The sequence below is a fragment of the Streptomyces sp. NPDC002640 genome, from assembly GCF_053592575.1.
In genome coordinates, this window is sequence record NZ_JBSFVZ010000003.1 from 236,921 (window position 1) to 255,467 (window position 18,547).

Below are 18,547 nucleotides of genomic sequence, written 5' to 3' on the forward strand. Positions count from 1 at the left end.
AGCGGGTCTCAGGAGAAGATCACCGTGCGGTGGCCGTTGAGCAGCACCCGCCGCTCCGCGTGCCACTTCACCGCGCGGGCCAGCGCCTGGCACTCCACGTCCCGTCCGACCGCGACCAGCTGCTCGGGCGTCAGCTCGTGACCGACGCGCTCGACCTCCTGCTCGATGATCGGCCCCTCGTCGAGGTCCGCGGTGACGTAGTGCGCCGTCGCCCCGATCAGCTTCACACCCCGCGCGTGCGCCTGGTGGTACGGCTTCGCGCCCTTGAAGCTCGGCAGGAACGAGTGGTGGATGTTGATGATCCGCCCGCTGAGCTGCTTGCACAGGTCGTCCGAGAGCACCTGCATGTACCGCGCGAGGACGACCAGCTCCACGTCCTCCTCGCGCACGATCTCCAGCAGCCGCGCCTCCGCGTCCTGCTTGGTGTCGCGCGTCACCGGCACGTGGTGGAACGGGATGTTGTACGAGCCCACCAGCTCGGCGAAGTCGGTGTGGTTGGAGACCACGGCCGCGATGTCGACCGGCAGGGCGCCCGTGCGCGCCCGGAAGAGCAGGTCGTTGAGGCAGTGCCCGAAGCGGCTGACCATCAGCACGACGCGCATCCGCTCGCCGGCCCGGTGGATCTGCCAGTCCATGTGGAACGAGTCGCCGATCGCCGCGAAGCTGGCCCGCAGCTTCTCCACGCTGACCGGGGCGGGGGCCGAGAAGTGCACCCGCATGAAGAACAGTCCCGTGTCGTGGTCGCCGAACTGCTGGCTGTCCTCGATGTTGCAGCCGGTCATGAAGAGGTAGCTCGACACGGCGTGGACGATGCCCTGCTTGTCCGGGCAGGCCAGGGTGAGGACGTACTGCTCGACAGGTGCGGTGGCGGACGTGGACTGTTCACTCATGCCCGCCAGGGTCCCACATCGGTCCCGGCCGACGCGTGCGTGTCCGGATGCGGGACGTCCCCCCAGGTCCCGCGGGGCACGCCCGGAGGTCCCGCGGGGCGTCCCCGGGAGGTGCCGCGGGACCGCCCCCGCCCGGTCTCAGGCCACGCGCGTGAGGATGCGCAGGACCTCGAGGGACTGCGGGGGCGCGTCGGGGTCGTCCCCGTCGCCCACGGCCATCCGCACGTGCGCGTCCCGTGCGGCGCGCACCGCCTCCGGCCAGCCGGGGTGCGCCATGTACGCCGACACCGGCGCGTCCGGCCCGACCTGGTGCATGATCCGCAGCACCCGCAGCACCGCGGTGTCGACCAGCGCGGCCTCCTGCGAGTCCCGGAAGATCGTCCCGACGTACTTCTCGGCCGACCAGTTGTCCAGCCAGGTGTCCTCGACCAGGCGGTACACGGCGTCCGTGACGTCGCCGTACCCGTCCACCCCGGCCAGCCAGACGTTCTGCTGGAAGTTCGGGTCGGAGAGCATGTGCAGCGCCGACCGGACGTTCCCGCGCCAGCGCCACCACGGCATGTCGTTGAGGGGCATGACGCCCATGGTGGAGGAGCGACGCCCAGGACGGGAAGAGTTCACCGAAGTTTGCACGAGTCCCGATCGTACGTTCCGTCACCGTCGGAGGGGCCCGCGGGCACCGGCGGCCGCCCGTGCCCGAGGTCGCCGCGCGCGCCGGATCCGCAGGTCACAGCTGCAGCGGGGGCCGCTCGGTGAGCTTCCACTCCTTGGCGATGGGGTTCCAGAGGCTCGACGCCTTCTGCTTCTCCGTGGTGGCGACCCCGCTCTGCTGGGCGGCGGCGCGGGTCTCCGGGGTGCTGCGGGCCTGGCCGCGCTTGCAGAGCTTGCCGCGCTCACGGGCCACCTGGTCGGCCCAGTTCGCGTAGTGCTCGTCGGCGGACTTCGACGCCTGCCACGCCTTGGTGAGCGCGGAGGTGAGGGCGGCGTGGTTCGGGAGCCGGTCGACCTCGATCTCGCCGAGGCGGGTCACCAGGTCGGCGCGCTGCTGGGCCGCACCGCGCAGCGCCTGGGCGGCCTCGCCCAGCTTGTGGCACTTCTTGACGTCCTCCACCGCCCCGACCACCGCGGCCCGGCTGTCGCCGCTGTCGGCGAGGAGCTGGTCCAGGGCCTCGGCCTGCGCCTTGACCTGGGCCTTCTCGTCGTCCTCGGCCTTCTCGGGGTCCTCGGCGGGCTTCTCGTCCGAGGCGGGCGCGGCGGCACCGGACTCGGCGGCCACCGGGGTGCCGTCCCCGCCGCCGCCGTCCATCAGGGCGCCGATGCCGATGCCCAGCACCACGATGCCGACGCCGGCCGCGGCGAGCAGCGGGACGCGGCCCCCGCCGCGGCGGCCGGAGGCGGGCCGGTCCTGGCCGCCGGAGACGGCCCGGCCGGGGGCGGGACGCGGGGCGTCGGCGCGGAACAGGTTGTCGAACTCGGCCGGGGTCTGCCGGTTGTCGCCACCGCCGGTGCCGACGGGGCCACCGGGGCCGCCCGGGCCACCGGGAACGGGCGGCAGGTACTGGGTAGCCTCGGCGTCGCCCGCGCCCGCTGCGGGCGACTGCGGCCCGGGGGCGGAGACCCGGCGGAGCATCTGGGTGTCGCGGTCCATGCCCTGCTGCTGCGGCTGCCGGGCCGGCCGGCCGTCGCCGGCGGTCCTCCCCGGGACCGGCGTCAGGTACCGCGTGGCCTGGTCGACGTCGGCGACCGGCGGAAGGTACTGGGTGGCGGCGGCGTCGTCCGCCGCGGGTATCGGCGGTATGTACTGGGTGGCCTGCTCGTCGCCGTACCCGCCCGACGCGGGCGGCATCGGCACGGGGGCCGCCGGGGGCATCGGGGACACCGGGAACGCGCCCGGACCGGAGGGCCGGGACGGGTCCGACGGCCCGGGCGGCACCGGCGGGAGGTACTGCGTGGCCTCTCCCCCGCCGTACCCGGCCGCGCCCGCCGGGCTTTCCGGGGGCAGCGGGCCGGGCCCGGGCGCACCGGTGTAGATCTCGGGTGCGGAGCTCCCCCAGCCGCCGCCGTCCGCGGCGCCGTCCGTGCCGCCGCCGTGCCGGCCCGGATCGGCCTGCGGGTCGCGCGGGTACGGCGTCGGGTCCGGCTGTTCCGGCGTCCACGGACCGCCGTGTCCACTCTGCGTCACCGGGGGCTCCTACAACATGGGGGACTAACGGAATCGTCGACTCACGCTACCCGTTCGTCCTCCGTGCCCTCCACCCAACCTCCCACCGCCCCCTGTGAGCAGGGCAGTTGGGACCCGGTCCCGGTGGGCCCGAGGCGCATCGGCCCGGGCCCTCCCCGGGCGCCTGCCGGGGGCCTCAGGCCGCCGCCAGGCGCTCGGTGAAGGCGCGGACCGGCGCCTCGGCCCGGTACGGGTCCAGACGGTGCCGGAAGTCGTCCAGGTACTCCGCGCCCCGGTTGGAGCGCAGTGATCCCAGCAGGTCCGCGGCGACCAGCGCGGTGGCGCAGGCCTGTTCCAGCTCGCGCCGCTGGAGCTGGGCCGTGGCGAGCAGCACCTGGCCGATGGCCCTTCTGCGGGCCCGGGTCTGCGGGTGGCCGTCGAGGGACTGCCGGGCGTACCGCTCCGCCTGCTCGGCCCGCCCGAGGTCCCGGTGGCAGTGGGCGAGTTCGTCGGCGAGGTAGGCCTCGTCGAAGTGGCCGATCCACACCGGGTCGTCCCCGGCGTCGGTGGCCGCCCCGGCCCCCTCCATGGCGTCCAGCGCCCGCCCGCACGCCGCGTCCGCGGCGGCGGCGTCGCCCAGCACCGCGTGCCCGCGCGCCTCGGCGGCGTGGAACATCGCCTGCGCGCGGGGCGTGACCCGGCCGCGTGCGCCCTCCTGGGCGGCACGGGCGAGCTGGGCGATCTCGCGCGGGTTCCCGAGCTGCGCCGCCAGGTGGCTCATCGAGGCGGCCAGCACGTATCCGCCGTAGCCGCGGTCGCCCGCCGCCTGGGCGAGGCGCAGGGCCTGGATGTAGTAGCGCTGGGCGAGCGCCGGCTGCCCGGTGTCCACCGCCATGTACCCGGCGAGCTCGGTCAGCCGGGCGACCGCCGCGAACAGGTCGCGTCCCACCGCCTCCCGGTAGGACCCCGACAGCAGCCCGGACACCACGCTGTTGAGGTAGTGGACCAGCACCGGGCGCACGTGCCCGCTGCCGAAGCGGTGGTCGAGGTCGACCAGGGCCTGCGTCATCGCCTTCACCGCGGCCACGTCGGAGGGGCCGACCCGGGCGCCCACCGAGCGGGCGACCTGCGGGTCCGGCGAGGAGATCAGCCAGTCCCGGCTGGGCTCCACCAGGGCGGACGCCGCGACCGAGGTGCCGGCCAGGAAGTCGCGCCGCCCGACGTCGCTGCGCCACAGCTCGCAGACCTGCTCCACCGCCCCGGGCACGGTGGGGGCGAACTGCAGGCCCACCCCGGTGGCAAGGTTCTTCCCGTTCGCCATGCCGATCTCGTCGATGGTGACGGTGCGCCCCAGCTTGCGGCCGAGCGCCTCCGCGATGACGGCGGGCGCGCGCCCCCGGGGCTGCTGGCCGCGGAGCCAGCGCGCGACCGAGGTCTTGTCGTAACGGAGGTCGAGACCGTGTTCCGCGCCGCACAGGTTGACCCGGCGGGCCAGCCCGGCGTTGGAGCAGCCCGCCTCCTGGATGAGCGCCTGCAGCCGTTCGTTGGGCTGCCGTGCGACGAGTGGCCTGGCGGCCATGAGTACCCCCTGGTAACTGGGTGCTGGTACTGCCTGACGGTGGACCCCTTGGAGCGGTCCGCCCGGGGTGCCGGGGCGGGCCCCCCAGTGGCTACCCAGCGCCCGCTCGCCCGCCGCCCGCGCGCCCCCTCGAATGCACCTGTGCGCCCCGTGCTCCCCGGCACCGCCGTCACCTGTCCGCGTGTCCCGCGTAACCCGGACGTGTGAGGGGAGTTGAGTCGTGCGTGGAAAATACGATCTCCGGCACCGAAGTCACACCTATTCCGCACCAGCGGGGCGAGGCCGTTCCGCCGTCCTCCCGCGGGGCCTCCCGGCCCGCGCCCGCGTCCGTGTCCCCGCAGGAGGCCGCGGCGCGCTACGCGGAGGACCTGCGGTGGCAGGTCGTCCCCGGGGTGGCGCTGGAGACGACGGCCGGCGTGGTGCGCTGTTCGTGCGGTGACGCGTCCTGCCCGCTGCCGGGGGCGCACCCGGAGGGCCCGGACTGGGCGGGCCGGGCCACGGCGAGCGGGGCGGTGGTCCGCCGCCTGTGGGGCGCCCGGCCGGACGCGGCGGTCCTGTTGCCCACGGGGCGGAGCTTCGACGTCCTGGAGGTGTCCGAGACGGCCGGCTTCCTGGCGCTGGCCCGCCTGGAGCGCCTGGGCCCGCCGGAGGCCGCGGGACCGGTCCTGCTCACGCCGGACGGGCGGATGCGCTTCCTCGTCCTCCCGGGCGCGGTGGCCCGCGTCGCGCGCGAGGTCCGCGCCGCCGTCCGGTCCCCCGAGCGCCTCGACCTGGTGGCCATGGGCGACGGCGGCTGGATCACCGCGCCGCCCACCCGTCACGGCTCCCGGGGGCCCGCCCAATGGGTCCGTGCCCCGTTCTCCCACGCCCTCCCCGAGGCCGCCGCGCTCCTTCCCGCGCTCACCTACGCCTCCACGCGGTAGCCCGCCGACGGGCGTGCGGGGGCGGCGTCCTCGGGCGCGTGCGGGGGCGCGTGCGGGAGCGGCGTCCTCGGGGGTGAGGACGGCGGCGGAACGGCATAGGGTCGGGGCGTCACCGGGTCCGGTTCTGCGGAGGGGACGAGATGAACACCGCCGTGCGGGTGGAAGGCCTCTGGAAACGCTTCGGTGATCACGTCGCCGTGGCCGGGATCGACCTGGAGCTGCCCGCGGGGCGGTTCGTCGGGCTGGTCGGGCCGAACGGCGCGGGGAAGACCACCACCCTGTCGATGATCACGGGACTGCTCCGCCCCGACCAGGGCCGGGTGCAGGTCGTCGGGCACGACGTCTGGCGCGACCCGGCCGAGGTGAAGGCGCGGATCGGTGTCCTGCCGGAGGGGCTGCGGCTCTTCGAGCGGCTGTCGGGGGGCGAGCTGCTGTCGTACGCGGGACGGCTGCGGGGGATGCCGGGCGAGGAGACCGACCGGCGGGCGGCGCAGCTGATGGAGGTGCTGGACCTGTCCGGCGCCCGGGACAAGCTGGTCGTCGACTACTCGACCGGGATGCGGAAGAAGATCGGACTCGCGTCCGCGCTGCTGCACAACCCCGAGGTGCTGTTCCTGGACGAGCCGTTCGAGGGCGTCGACCCGGTGTCCGCGCAGACCATCCGGACCGTCCTGGAGCGGTACACCGCGTCCGGGGCGACGGTGGTGTTCTCCTCCCACGTGATGGAGCTGGTGGAGTCGCTGTGCGACTGGGTGGCGGTGCTGGCCGCCGGGCGGATCCGGGCCGCCGGGACGCTGGAGGAGGTCCGCGGCGAGGCGCCCTCGCTGCAGCAGGCGTTCCTGGAACTGGTGGGGGCCGGCGGCCGGGACGCGGGGAGCAGCCTGGACTGGCTGGGCGGCTCCCGGTGACCGGGCCGGACCCCGGCGGCGGCGTGGGGCCGGTCGGGGCGCCCGGGGTCGATGCCGGGGCCGGCGTGGGGCCGGTCGGGGCGCCCGGGGGCGGCGTGCGGCGGCCGGGCGGGGTGACCGGGGTGATGGTGCGGCTGAAGCTGTCGCTCCTGCGCAACGGGCTCCGCCAGTCCGCGGGCCGCCGCGCCGCGTACATCGCCTCGGCGGTGGTGGTGCTGCTGCTGGCGGCGCTCCAGCTGCTGGGGCTGCTCCTGCTGCGCGGGCATCCGCACGCCGCGTCGGTGGTGGTGCCGCTCACCGCGCTGCTGGCGCTGGGCTGGGCGGTGATGCCGCTCTTCTCGTCCAGCGGCGACGAGACCCTGGACGCGACCCGTCTGGTGCTGCTGCCGCTGCGGCCCCGGCCGCTGGTGCGGGCGCTGCTGGCGGCGTCGCTGGTGGGGATCGGCCCGCTGTTCACGCTCTGCCTGCTCGCCGGCTCGGCGGTCGCCGTGGCCCGCGGGGCGGCCGGGGCGGTGACCGGCGTGGTCGCGGTGGCGCTGGCGCTGCTGACCTGTGTGGCGCTGGCCCGCGCCGTGGTCACCGCCAACACCCGGCTGCTGGCCAGCCGCCGGGGGCGTGACCTGGCCGTGGTCAGCGGCCTGATCGTGGCGATCGGCGCGCAGGGCGTCAACTTCGGCGTGCAGCGGCTCGGCGCCTCCGGGCTGGCGCAGCTCGACCCGTACGCCGAGGTGCTGCGCTGGGTGCCGCCGGCCTCGGCGATCGGCGCGGTCGACTCGGCGGGCGACGGCGCGTACGGCACGGCGGCGGTCCAGCTGGCGCTGACCGGGCTCGCCCTGGCGCTGGCGCTCGGGTGGTGGTCGGCCACGCTGACCCGGCTGATGACCGCCCCGGACGCCTCCACGCTGCAGGCCGCGGAACCGGCCGCCGCCCGCGCGGGCCGCCCGGGCGGCTCCTGGGTGACCCGGCTGGCACCGGCCGGCCGGGTCCGCACGGTGATGGAACGCAGCCTGCGCTACGCCTGGCGCGACCCCAAGACCCGTGCGGCGCTGGTGATCTCACTGGCCGTCGGGCTGATCGTGCCGCTGTTCAACGCGCTGCAGGGGTCGGGGTCGGTGTACTTCGCCTGCTTCGCGGCGGGGATGCTCGGCTCGATGATGTACAACCAGTTCGGCCAGGACTACTCGGGTTTCTGGATGGTCGCGATGGCCGTCTCCTCGCCCCGGGACGCCCTGCGCGAGCTGTGGGGCCGGGCGCTGGCGCTGCTGTCCTACGCGGTGCCGTACGCGGTGCTGGTGTGCGTGGCGACCGTGGCGGTGCTCGACGACTGGGCGAAGCTCCCGGAGACGGTGGGGCTGTCGCTGGCGCTGCTGGGCTCCATGACGGCGACCGGGGCGTGGGCCTCCGTGCGCCTCCCGTACTCCATCCCACCGGAGGGCAACCGGAACGTGGCGCCGGGGCAGGTGGGCCTGGTGTGGATGGCGATCGTCGGCGGGACGGCCGCCGCCGCGGTGCTCTCCGCGCCGGTGATCACGCTGACCGTCTGGATGCACGTCGCCGGGCACGCCGCGGCGTGGAGCTGGCTGCTGCTGCCGGTGGGCGCCGCGTACGGCGCCCTGCTGACGGTGGCCGGGCTGCGGCTGGTCGCGCCCAGGGCGGCCGAGCGGCTGCCGGAGATCCTGGCCGCCGTCAGCAAGGGCTGAGCGCGGCGCCGCCGCCCGCCCCCGTCCGCGCGGGCGCTCAGGACGTCAGCACGCCCTGCAGGAAGGGGTTCAGCACCTCCCGCCAGGCCGCGGGCTGGTCGTGGTGGAGGAGGTGGCCGGCGTCGGGTATCTCGGCGTACTCGCCGCGGGGCAGGACGCGGACCATCTCGTGCGCCTCCGCCCGGCCGAGGTGGCCGTCCACCCCGCGCACCACCAGCGTGGGGCAGGGCACCTGGGCGAGCTCCTCCCAGTGGGCGTCGAAGGCGAAGCCGCGGCGGACCTGCCGCATCTGCTCGGGGTCGAAGACGGGACGCCAGCCGTCCGGCGCCTGCGTCATGACCTCGGCGAAGTAGGAGGCGCGCGCCCTGCTGGGCCGCTCCACCCAGGGGTCGCGGGAGAACCACTCGCGGACGTCCTCCAGGGTGGCGAAGGGCGTGGGCCAGGCCGCCAGCCAGTCCTCCCACTCCCGCTGCAGCGCCGCCCCGAGGGCCGAGGCCTTCATCTCCGCCAGGACCAGACCGCGCACCAGGTCCGGCCGCTCGGCGGCGAGCCGCCAGCCGATCAGGGCGCCCATGCCGTGTCCCACCACCACGGCGGGGCCGAGCCTCAGCTGCTCCAGGGCGGCCGCGGCGTCGGCCACGAACGCCTCCGGGGTCAGCCCGGCGGTGCCGGCCGGATGCGCGCTGAGCCCGTGCCCCCGCTGGTCGAGCGCCACCGCGCGGCAGTCGCCGGCCAGGCCGCGGGCGGTCTCCGCCCAGTGCGACGCCCGGCCCAGCAGCCCGTGGAGTAACAGCACCCCGGGGCCCTCGGCCTGCCGGACGGCCGGCCCACCGCCCGCCACCGGCCCGGCACCGCCGCCCTCGCCGGGCCAGGAACCTCCCGCTCCGCCGTCGTCCGGCCCCGGGGAGCCGGCCTGCCCGGCCGGCTTCGGGGGGTCGGCGAACTCCCAGGCGGCCAGGCGCAGGCCACCCGCTCCGGTCAGATCGATCCGCCGTGCCATCCGTGCCCCCTCCATGCGCGCCCTGACACGCGCCCATCCTTACGGCTGTCTGACCGGTTGTGCGCTGCTTTGCGCCATCCCTCGCAGACTATCGAAGATGCATTCGAAAACGCGGCCTCATATCGCCGACACCCCTCGTTCGAGTGACCACGGCCGGGGATTGACCGCTGTCGGCGGGGGGAGATCTTGAGCGGGGGGCGGACCACTCGGGGACAGGGGTCCGCGGGAAGGACCGACCTCGAGAGCTCGGGGCTCCGGGTCGGCACAGGGGAGGACGGGCCCCGGCACGGCCTGCGCCGCGCCGGGGCCCTGTCGCGTGGGTCGCCCCTCGGGGCGGGGTCCTCGGGTCATATGCCTCGCACACCACACTGCCGCACCGGCGGCCTCCTTGGAAAGGCGAACGGCGCGAAAGACGGCGCGCGCGACGACCGGGGGCGGCGCCTTGGGGCGTACCGGACGCCCCCGGGGACGCGGTCGCCGGCCCCACCGGGCCGGGATCCGCGGGGAAACCGCCGCGGCACCCGCCCTGCGGACGCGCACCCAAGGCATGCCCGGCGAGCCGTACTCGCCGGTCGCGGGGGCCGGCACACACTCCCCCAAGCTCTCGACTTCGCACGAGCGGAGGCGGGGCACGAGCGGGGGCGGGGGCGCGAGCGGGGGCGGAACGCTCATGACCCGCCCCGCCGGCCCGCCGCCCCGCTCAGGCGGCGCGCGCAGGCGTACGGAGCGAGCCCGGCGGCGGGAACGGCACGAGGCCGCCGCGCCGGAGAGGCGTCAGCGCTTGGCCACGAAGACGTGCGACGCGATCTCGCTGTTCAGCTCGGCGGCCTCGCCGCCGCTGCCGACCATCACGCCGGTGGGCGACTCGGTCACGCTGACCACCGAACCGGGCTGCACGCCCGCCCGGCGCAGCGCGTACATGAGCTGCGCGTCCGTCTGGATGGGCTCGCCGATCCGGCGCACCACGACCGTCTTGCCCTCGCGGCCGGGCTCCAGCTCGGCCAGCGAGACCATGCCCTCGTCGAGGAACGGGTCGGCCGCCGCCTCCTGGCCGAGTTCCTCCAGGCCCGGGATCGGGTTGCCGTAGGGCGACTCCGTCGGGTGCCGGAGCAGTTCGAGGACGCGACGCTCGACGGCCTCACTCATCACGTGCTCCCAGCGGCAGGCCTCGGCGTGCACCTGCTCCCACTCCAGGCCGATGACGTCCACCAGCAGGCACTCGGCCAGCCGGTGCTTGCGCATGACCCGCGTGGCCAGCCGCCGGCCCTCGTCGGTCAGCTCCAGATGACGGTCGCTGGCCACGGAGAGCAGGCCGTCCCGCTCCATCCTGGCCACCGTCTGGCTGACCGTGGGCCCGCTCTGGTCCAGCCTCTCCGCGATCCGGGCGCGCATGGGGACCACACCTTCCTCCTCCAGCTCGAGGATGGTGCGGAGATACATCTCCGTGGTGTCGATCAGTCCGGACATACGTGCCCCTCGCAATACATCTGTCGATAAGCCGCGCGCAGCCTCGGCGGTCAGGCCTGCCCGGCTGCTCCGGGCGGCGCGCCGACTCCGCAACCAATTCTTACGCATGCGGCGGACAACCGTGCCCCGCCGGAGGAACCCGTCCACGCCGGTTCGGTTCCCGTCTGCCCCTCGGGGAACGGGAGATGCCCCCCGTTGACACCACTGTGGTCCAGACCTCACCGTGATCATCGGCACACAGGAGGGAGCCTGCGGTGAGCGGTCTCGGGGACGATCTGGTCGGCCGGTACTTCGACGCGGCGGCGGGGCTGCTGCGTCGGGTCCGGGAGGAGGAGACGGAGGCGATCACCGCCGCCGGGGAACTGGTCGCGGACACCGTGGCCGAGGGCGGTCGGCTGTTCGCCTTCGGCGCGGGGCACTCGTCGCTGGCCGCGCAGGACGTGGTCTACCGGGCGGGCGGGCTGGCGCTGATGAACCTGCTGTCCGTGCCCGGGCTGACCGGGGTGGACGTGCGCCCCGCCACGCTCGGCTCCGCGCTGGAGCGGGTGGAGGGGCTGGCGACGACGGTGCTGGACGTCTCGCCGCTGCGGGCCGGGGACCTGCTGGTGGTGATCTCGCTGTCGGGGCGGAACGCGCTGCCGGTGGAGATGGCCTCGCGGGCACGGGAGCGGGGCGTGCGGGTGGTGGGGGTCACCTCCCTCGCCTACGCCCGGGAGACCGCGCCGGCCAACCCCTCGGGCACCTTCCTCAAGGACCACTGCGACGTGGTGATCGACTCGAAGGTGGCGGTGGGGGACGCGGAATTGACGCTGGAGGGCGCCGGGGCGCCGTTCGCGTCCGCCTCCACGGTGGTGACGTCGGCGGTCATGCAGGCGGTCATGGCGGTGGCGGCGGCCGGGCTGGTCGCGCGGGGGGTGGAGCCCCCGCTGCTGCGGTCCGGGAACGTGGAGGGGGGCCGCGCGTGGAACGACGAGGTCTTCGCGCGCTACCGCGACCGCATCCACCACCAGCACTGAACTGACGCGCCTGGCGTCAGGCGAGGACGGAGGCCAGGTCGAGGGCGGTGGCCACGCGGCCGGCCACGTCCTCGCCGTGGGCCACGTCGTGGCGGCCGAAGGGCCCCCGCGCCGCACCGCGGAGGAAGGTGACGACGCCCAGCGTGCGGCCCCGGCTGCGCAGCGGGACGCACAGCGCGTGCGCGGCGCCCGGCGGCCACTGCCGGGCGAAGCCGGCGGCGGCCGACACCCGCACCGTCCCTCCTCGCTCCGCGCACCGCAGCGCCGGATGCCCCGGCGGATACGGCACCGGGAGCCCGGACCGGTCGGCCGGCTCCCCGGCCCCCGGCGTACCGAACGGCGTGGCCACCGCGCGGACCAGCCGGACGGGCGTCCCCTCGTCGTCCGGCACCGCCCCGCCGGCCGCCCGGTCCAGCAGCGCGTGGTCGGCGAAGCCTGCCAGCGCGAAGTCGAGGTGGACGGCGGCGGCCTCGGCCGGGTCCTCGCACTCGGCGGCCGCGCGGGACGCCCGGTGCAACTGGGCGGCGCGGAAGCGGGTGACGGCGGCCTCCCGCTCGGTGACTCGGGCCTCGGTGACGTCCTGGAACAGCCAGGCCACGCCCAGCGGCACCGGCTCCTCGGTCAGCGGCGAGGCGAGGCGCAGGAAGCCGCTGCGCCAGCAACGCCGCCGCTCCTCGGCCCCCTCCCCGGAACCGGAACCGGAGGCGGAGGCGGAGGCGGGACCGGAGCCGGAGGCGGCACGGGAGCCGGAACCCGAGCCGGAGCCGGAGCCCGCGCCGGGACGGGAGCCGGACCCCGCACCCGCACCCGAGCCGGTCCCCGGTTCCGCGCGCACGGTGACCCACAGGTCGGCCGGCGCCGGGGGCGTGCCCTGGGCCAGCACGTGGGTCAGCGCGGACTCGACCTCGCGCACGCCCTCGGACAGCACCTCCCCCAGCGGACGCCCGAGCAGCCCCCCGCGCGCCCGCCCGAAGGCCCGCGCGGCGTGGGTGTTGACCACGGCGGGGCGCAGGTCCGCGTCGAGCAGGACGACCCCCCAGGAGGCCTCCTGGAACAGCGCCTCGCTCAGGGCGAGCGAGCGTTCCAGGTCGGTCTGGGCGTCGGCCGGGCCGAAGGCCAGGTAGACGCCGGCGGGTGTCCCGTCCGGTCCGGGGACGGCCGCGGACTGGGTGCGCACCAGGACCCGTCCGCCGTCCTTGGTGAGCAGCGCGAAGTCGTGGACGCGGCGCCCGTCGGCGTGCATGGCGGCGGTCAGCCGGGCTTCGGTGTCGGCGGCGTCCGCGGGGCGGACCGCCCACCCGGACAGGCCGCGGCGGCCGACCGCCTCGGCGGCGGTCCAGCCGAGGATCCGCTCCGCCTCACGGTTCCAGTGGGTCACCACGCCGTCGGCGTCGAAGGCGCAGAGCGCGGCGTCCATGCCGTTCAGCAGGGCGGCCAGCAGCCGGTCGCCGCACTGGTCCTCGCCGGTGGGAGCGGTCACGGTGGTACCCCCTGTGCTGGGCCGTGGGGCTCCCATTCAAACCCACGGGCGGTACCCGTGAACAGGGCTTTCGCCCAAGACGGCACCCCCCGGGAGACGGCGGGGCGGAAAAGGCGTTGTCCCGGGCCGGGCGCGGTCGTACGGTGGGGCTACACGGGAAAGGAGGTGATCGGGTACATGAGTGACACCCGGACGCGTGAGGTGGCTGCGGGCTGACGGCCCGTGACCACGAGTACGCCGGTCAGGGGCCTCGGCCCAGACCCAGCAGTCACCCGACCCGCGAGCTCGCCGGCACGTCCGGCCGGCCCCCCTTCCGTGGGACCGAGCTCGCGGGTCGTTCCGTGTCCGCCCCCGGGCGCCTCGGCCTAGGACGTCCCGACCCTGACGTCCCGACCCGGGGCCGCCCGACCCCGGACGCCTCGGCCCGGGACGTCTCAGCCCCGGGCGATGTCCTGGTGGCCGTCGATCTCCGCGACCGGCCGGGCGCCGGGACCGACGTACCGCGCCGAGGGCCGCACCAGGCGCCCCGTCCGCTTCTGCTCCAGGATGTGCGCGGACCAGCCGGCCGTGCGGGCGCAGGTGAACATCGAGGTGAACATGTGCGCCGGGACCTCGGCGAAGTCGAGGACGATGGCCGCCCAGAACTCCACGTTGGTGGCGAGCACCCGGTCGGGGCGCCGCGCGTGCAGCTCGGCCAGCGCGGCCTTCTCCAGCGCCTCGGCGACCTCGAAGCGCGGCGCGCCGAGTTCGCGCGCGGTGCGCCGCAGGACGCGGGCGCGGGGGTCCTCGGCCCGGTAGACGCGGTGGCCGAAGCCCATCAGCCGCTCCCCGCGGTCCAGCGCGCCGCGGACGTAGCCCTCGGCGTCGCCGGTGCGCTCGATCTCCTCGATCATGCCCAGCACCCGCGAGGGCGCGCCGCCGTGCAGCGGGCCGGACATCGCGCCGACCGCGCCGGAGAGCGCCGCCGCCACGTCCGCGCCGGTGGAGGCGATCACGCGGGCGGTGAAGGTGGAGGCGTTCATGCCGTGCTCGGCGGCCGAGGTCCAGTAGGCGTCGACGGCGGCGACGTGCTTGGGGTCGGGCTCGCCGCGCCAGCGGATCATGAACCGCTCGGCGATGGAGTTCGCCTTGTCGATCTCCCGCTGCGGCACCATCGGCACGCCCTGGCCGCGCGCCGACTGGGCCACGTAGGACAGCGCCATCACGGCGGCCCGGGCCAGGTCGTCACGGGCCTGTTCCACGGAGATGTCCAGCAGCGGCTTGAGGCCCCACACCGGGGCGAGCATCGCGAGCGCCGCCTGGACGTCGACGCGGACGTCGCCGGAGTGCACCGGGATGGGGAACGGCTCGGCCGGCGGCAGGCCGGGGTTGAACGATCCGTCGACCAGCAGACCCCAGACGTGGCCGAAGCCGACCTTGCCCACCAGGTCCTCGATGTCGACGCCCCGGTAGCGAAGGGCCCCGCCCTCCCGGTCCGGTTCGGCGATCTCCGTCTCGAAAGCGACGACTCCCTCGAGCCCGGGAACGAAGTCGGACATGTGCGGCTCCTCGACGGTTGTGGTCTGCCCCGTAGCCCGGATCGTATCCAGGAGTGCCACATTTGGGGAGAGGCGCGGCACTGAGTGCCACCCGTGGGGCGCCGCACACGATTCCTCCACCCGTCGCGCGCGCTTCACCCGTCCGCGACCCGAACGTGCCTGCGGATACGGCAAGATGATCGCGTGAACGACCGAGAAGCCGCCCTCGACAGGTCCGACGACACCGTTCGCGCCCCCGCGCCGGATCCCGCCGCGATGCGCCGGCACTACCAGGCGGAGGGGCTGCTCCGGTCCGACCTGGCCGGCACGCCCGTGGAGCAGTTCGGCCGCTGGTTCCGGGAGGCCACGGAGGACCCGGCGGTGTTCGAGCCGAACGCGATGGTGGTGTCCACGGCCGACGCGGAGGGCCGCCCCAGTTCACGGACCGTGCTGCTCAAGCACATCGACGAGCAGGGGTTCGTCTTCTACACCAACTACGGCTCCCGCAAGGGCCGCGAGCTGACGGAGAACCCGCACGTCTCGCTGCTGTTCCCCTGGTACCCGATGGCCCGGCAGGTGATCGTCACCGGCACGGCCGTCCGCACCGGGCGGGACGAGACGGCCGCCTACTTCCGCACCCGGCCGCACGGCTCCCAGCTCGGCGCCTGGGCCAGCGAGCAGTCCACGGTGATCGGCTCGCGGGAGGAGCTGGACCGGGCCTTCGCCGACCTGGACGCCCGGTACCCGGCCGACGAGCAGGTGCCGGTGCCGCCGCACTGGGGCGGGTTCCGGGTCGCGCCGGAGAGCGTGGAGTTCTGGCAGGGCCGCGGCAACCGGCTGCACGACCGGCTCCGTTACGTCGCCCTGCCGGGCGGCGGCTGGCGGATCGAGCGGCTGAGCCCCTGAGGGCGCCCGGCGGCCGGGGCGTCAGCGGGTGCGGGGTGGTCCCAGCGCCTCGTCGAGCAGGGCGGCCCACTGGGCGACGACGCGTTCGCGGCGCGCGGTGTCGTCGCTGAGCAGATTGGCCAGGCCCAGCCCCCGGGCCATGTCCAGCAGGCCCTGCACGGACTCGCGGACGCCCGGCCGGGACTCGTCGGCGTCCAGCAGCTCCACCGCGGTGCGGTGGGTCTCCCGGCCGACGCGGGCCTCCAGCTCGGTGACCCGGGGGCGCAGCTGCTCCTCGTTGGAGGCGGCCACCCACAGGGCGAGGGCGGCGCGGAAGACCGGCCCGGTGAACAGGGCCACGATCTCCGCGACCACGGCCCGGCGGTCCCCCGCCGCGCCGTGCGGGAACAACTCCCGCAGGGCGGTGGAGCGTTCCTCCGCCACGTGCTCGACGGCGGCGGTGAAGAGGTCCTCGCGGGTGGGGAAGTGGTGCTGGGCGGCGCCGCGGGAGACGCCGGCCCGTTCGGCGACCACGGCCACCGTCGAGCCCGCCCAGCCGTGCTCGGCGAGGCAGGCCACCGCGGCCTCCAGCAGCCGCCGCCGGGTGGCCCGGCTGCGGTCCTGCTTGGGGGCGCGCGCGACGGCGGACACCTGGTTCACATCGCCCACGCGGGATCCCGTCGTTCGAGGAAGGCGGTCATCCCCTCCCGCGCCTCGTCGGAGGAGAACAACCGGGCCGAGAGCGCGGACAGGGCTTCCGCGTCCCGGTCGAAGTTCTCCAGCACCTTAGCCGTGACAAGCGCCTTGGTCTCCGCGAGGGCCTGGGGGGAGGCGCGGCGGATGCCGTCCAGCACGGGGGCCAGGATCTCGTCCAGGTCGTAGTGCGTCTCGGTGACCAGACCGATCGCGGCGGCGTCCTCGGCGTCGAACCTCTCCCCGGTGAGGTAGTACCGGGTCAGCGCCCGCGGGTGGACGCGGGGCACCAGGGTGAGCGAGATGACCGCGGGCGCCACCCCGATCCGCACCTCGGTGAACGCGAAGTCCGAGGCGAAGGTGGACGCCACGATGTCGCAGGCGCCCAGCAGCCCGAGCCCGCCCGCCCGGACGTGCCCGTCGATCCGCGCGAGGACCGGCTTGGGCAGCTCGAGGATCTGCCGCAGCAGCCCGACCAGCTCCTGCGGGGTCGGCGGGTTCCGCAGGTCGGCGCCCGCGCAGAAGGTGGTGCCGGTGTGGGCGAGGACCACGGCCCGCACGCCGTCGTCCCCGGCGCACTCGGCGAGCAGCTGAGACAGCCGCCCGACCAGGGCCGACGACAGGGCGTTGCGGTTGCCCGGCGAGTCCAGGGTGAGCGTGGCGACGCCCCGCTCGTCCGACCGGCGTACCTCGGTGGGCTCCGTCATGCGTTCTCCCTCAGTTCTCTGCGCAGGATCTTGCCGCTGACCGCTCGCGGCACGGCGTCGACGAAGGTGACCCGCCGCACCCGCTTGTAGGGCGCGACGCGTTCGGCGACGTAGGACGTCACCTCCGCCGCGGTCAGTTCCCCGGCCCCGGCCTGCCGGACCACGAAGGCGGCGGGGACCTCGTTGGTGTCGTCGTCGTAGACCCCGATCACCGCCGCGTCGGCTATGCCGGGGTGGGTGAGCAGCAGGGCCTCCAGTTCGGCCGGGGCGACCTGGTAGCCCTTGTACTTGATGAGCTCCTTCACCCGGTCCACCACGAACAGCCAGCCGTCGGCGTCGACGCGGCCGACGTCGCCGGTGTGCAGCCAGCCGTCGGCGTCGGTCATCGCGGCGGTGGCGTCGGGGCGGCCCAGGTAGCCCTTCATCACCTGGGGGCCGCGGATGAGGATCTCGCCGGTCTCCCCGGCGGCCACGTCCTCGCCCGGGTCGTCCAGCGAGACGATCCGCATCTCGGTGCCGGGGATCAGCTTGCCGACCGTCCCGGGCGGGGCGTCCTCGGCGAACGGCGGGACGACGTGCGTGCCGGGCGACAGTTCGGTCATGCCGTACGCCTGGCCGACCGGCGGCACGCCGAGCCGGGCCCGGCATGCCTCGGCCAGTTCGGCGTCCAGCGGGGCTGCGGCGCTGATCACGTACCGCACCGAGGACAGGTCGTAGCCGTCCACCGCGGGGTGCTTGGCGAGGGCCAGCACGATCGGCGGGGCGACGTACAGCGCGGTGATCCGGTGCTTCTCGATCGCCGCGAGGAAGGCCTCCAGCTCGAAGCGGGGCAGCACCACGACGGTGGCGCCCAGCCGGAGCGGGGCGTTCATCAGGGCGGTGAGCCCGTAGATGTGGAAGAAGGGCAGCACGGCGAGGATGCGTTCGCCCTCCCCCGTCGGCACGACCGGTTCCAGTTGCGCCAGGTTGGTGGCGATGGAGCGGTGGGTGAGCATGACGCCCTTGGGCGTGCCGGTGGTGCCCGAGGAGTACGGCAGGACGGCCACGTCCTCGGCCGGGTCGATCTCCACCCGGGGTTCGGGGGCGGTGGTGCCGAGGAAGTCCATCAGCGAGCGGTGGCCGGGGGCGGTGTCGCAGACGAGGATCTCCCGGATGCCGCCCGCGATCCCGGCGGCGGCCTTCGCCGTCTCCAGGAGCGGCGAGACGGTGACGATCCAGCGCGCCGAGGAGTCCGTGAGCTGCTTGGCGAACTCCTCGGCGGTGGCCAGCGGGTGGACCGTGGTGACGGCCGCGCCCGCCCGGGTGGCGGCGTAGAAGGCGATGGGGAAGGCGACCGTGTTGGGGCTGTGCAGGGCGAGCACGTCCCCCACGGCCAGGCCCGCCTCCGCCAGGCCGGCCGCCACCTTGCGGTGGAAGGCGTCGACCTGGGCGTAGGTGAGGGTCATGCCGTCGACCCCGTCGATCAGGGCGGGGAGGTCGCCGCGTTCGGCGGCCCGGCCGAGCACCACGTCGTGGATGGGTTCCTCGACGGCGGGGACATCTGCGTACTCGCTGCGGAACATCAGGGCTCCTTGTCGCACGACGCTGTGCACGAAACGCACGCCCCGGCTGGGGTGTGGCC

General features: G+C 75.2%; 16 protein-coding genes. 5 read left to right on the forward strand and 11 right to left on the reverse strand.

Going from position 1 to position 18,547, the window contains the following annotated elements; translation table 11 throughout:
- Window positions 1-8: 8 nt before the first annotated feature.
- The 4 genes from purU to ACWD3O_RS05780 form a co-directional block, all read right to left on the reverse strand.
- Window positions 9-890 (reverse strand): formyltetrahydrofolate deformylase, encoded by an 882-nt coding sequence (gene purU / locus ACWD3O_RS05765; protein ID WP_451408452.1) that lies wholly within the window; start codon window positions 888-890, stop codon window positions 9-11.
- Window positions 891-1,028: 138 nt separating this feature from the next.
- On the reverse strand, window positions 1,029-1,475 hold the full coding sequence (locus tag ACWD3O_RS05770; protein ID WP_451408451.1) for an SCO4402 family protein: 447 nt from the start codon (window positions 1,473-1,475) through the stop codon (window positions 1,029-1,031).
- Between the two features lie 142 nt (window positions 1,476-1,617).
- Window positions 1,618-3,072, reverse strand: a complete 1,455-nt coding sequence (locus ACWD3O_RS05775) for a hypothetical protein (RefSeq protein ID WP_451414947.1) — start codon at window positions 3,070-3,072, stop codon at window positions 1,618-1,620.
- Between the two features lie 175 nt (window positions 3,073-3,247).
- A complete protein-coding gene (locus ACWD3O_RS05780; RefSeq protein ID WP_451414948.1) occupies window positions 3,248-4,630 on the reverse strand; it encodes a transcriptional regulator in 1,383 nt (460 codons plus the stop codon).
- A gap of 224 nt (window positions 4,631-4,854) precedes the next feature.
- On the opposite strand from ACWD3O_RS05780, the gene ACWD3O_RS05785 reads away from it, so the two are divergent.
- From ACWD3O_RS05785 to ACWD3O_RS05795, 3 genes are all read left to right on the forward strand, one after another.
- Window positions 4,855-5,553 carry a bifunctional DNA primase/polymerase gene (locus ACWD3O_RS05785; RefSeq protein WP_451414949.1) on the forward strand — a complete coding sequence of 233 codons (699 nt, stop codon included), beginning with the start codon at window positions 4,855-4,857 and terminating at the stop codon, window positions 5,551-5,553.
- Between the two features lie 140 nt (window positions 5,554-5,693).
- On the forward strand, window positions 5,694-6,461 hold the full coding sequence (locus ACWD3O_RS05790) for an ABC transporter ATP-binding protein (RefSeq protein WP_451414950.1): 768 nt from the start codon (window positions 5,694-5,696) through the stop codon (window positions 6,459-6,461).
- A 125-nt stretch (window positions 6,462-6,586) separates the two neighbouring features.
- Window positions 6,587-8,161 (forward strand): transporter, encoded by a 1,575-nt coding sequence (locus tag ACWD3O_RS05795; RefSeq protein ID WP_451414951.1) that lies wholly within the window; start codon window positions 6,587-6,589, stop codon window positions 8,159-8,161.
- Between the two features lie 37 nt (window positions 8,162-8,198).
- Here the strand turns inward: ACWD3O_RS05795 and ACWD3O_RS05800 are convergent, their stop codons facing one another.
- Window positions 8,199-9,161, reverse strand: coding sequence for an alpha/beta fold hydrolase (locus ACWD3O_RS05800; protein WP_451408446.1), 963 nt, complete (start codon window positions 9,159-9,161; stop codon window positions 8,199-8,201).
- 774 nt (window positions 9,162-9,935) lie between these two features.
- Complete coding sequence (locus ACWD3O_RS05805; RefSeq protein ID WP_451408445.1) at window positions 9,936-10,628, reverse strand: metal-dependent transcriptional regulator; 693 nt, start codon at window positions 10,626-10,628, stop codon at window positions 9,936-9,938.
- 254 nt (window positions 10,629-10,882) lie between these two features.
- Here ACWD3O_RS05805 and ACWD3O_RS05810 point away from each other — a divergent pair, with 254 nt between their 5' ends.
- Window positions 10,883-11,644 carry an SIS domain-containing protein gene (locus tag ACWD3O_RS05810; RefSeq protein WP_451414952.1) on the forward strand — a complete coding sequence of 254 codons (762 nt, stop codon included), beginning with the start codon at window positions 10,883-10,885 and terminating at the stop codon, window positions 11,642-11,644.
- 16 nt (window positions 11,645-11,660) lie between these two features.
- Here ACWD3O_RS05810 and ACWD3O_RS05815 read toward each other — a convergent pair whose 3' ends face one another.
- On the reverse strand, window positions 11,661-13,160 hold the full coding sequence (locus ACWD3O_RS05815) for a PAS domain-containing protein (RefSeq protein ID WP_451414953.1): 1,500 nt from the start codon (window positions 13,158-13,160) through the stop codon (window positions 11,661-11,663).
- 398 nt (window positions 13,161-13,558) lie between these two features.
- Window positions 13,559-14,662, reverse strand: a complete 1,104-nt coding sequence (locus ACWD3O_RS05820; RefSeq protein ID WP_451414954.1) for a citrate synthase 2 — start codon at window positions 14,660-14,662, stop codon at window positions 13,559-13,561.
- A gap of 165 nt (window positions 14,663-14,827) precedes the next feature.
- On the opposite strand from ACWD3O_RS05820, the gene pdxH reads away from it, so the two are divergent.
- Window positions 14,828-15,547, forward strand: a complete 720-nt coding sequence (gene pdxH / locus ACWD3O_RS05825) for a pyridoxamine 5'-phosphate oxidase (RefSeq protein WP_451409005.1) — start codon at window positions 14,828-14,830, stop codon at window positions 15,545-15,547.
- Between the two features lie 21 nt (window positions 15,548-15,568).
- Here the strand turns inward: pdxH and ACWD3O_RS05830 are convergent, their stop codons facing one another.
- The 3 genes from ACWD3O_RS05830 to ACWD3O_RS05840 are packed head-to-tail and all read right to left on the reverse strand — an operon-like array spanning window position 15,569 to window position 18,488.
- Window positions 15,569-16,195 (reverse strand): TetR/AcrR family transcriptional regulator, encoded by a 627-nt coding sequence (locus ACWD3O_RS05830; RefSeq protein WP_451414955.1) that lies wholly within the window; start codon window positions 16,193-16,195, stop codon window positions 15,569-15,571.
- Entirely contained in the window at window positions 16,183-16,926 is a 744-nt protein-coding gene (locus ACWD3O_RS05835) for an enoyl-CoA hydratase family protein (protein WP_451414956.1), read from the reverse strand. The genes ACWD3O_RS05830 and ACWD3O_RS05835 overlap by 13 nt, the downstream gene beginning before the upstream one ends.
- Entirely contained in the window at window positions 16,923-18,488 is a 1,566-nt protein-coding gene (locus ACWD3O_RS05840) for a 4-coumarate--CoA ligase family protein (RefSeq protein WP_451414957.1), read from the reverse strand. The genes ACWD3O_RS05835 and ACWD3O_RS05840 overlap by 4 nt, the downstream gene beginning before the upstream one ends.
- Window positions 18,489-18,547 lie beyond the last annotated feature (59 nt).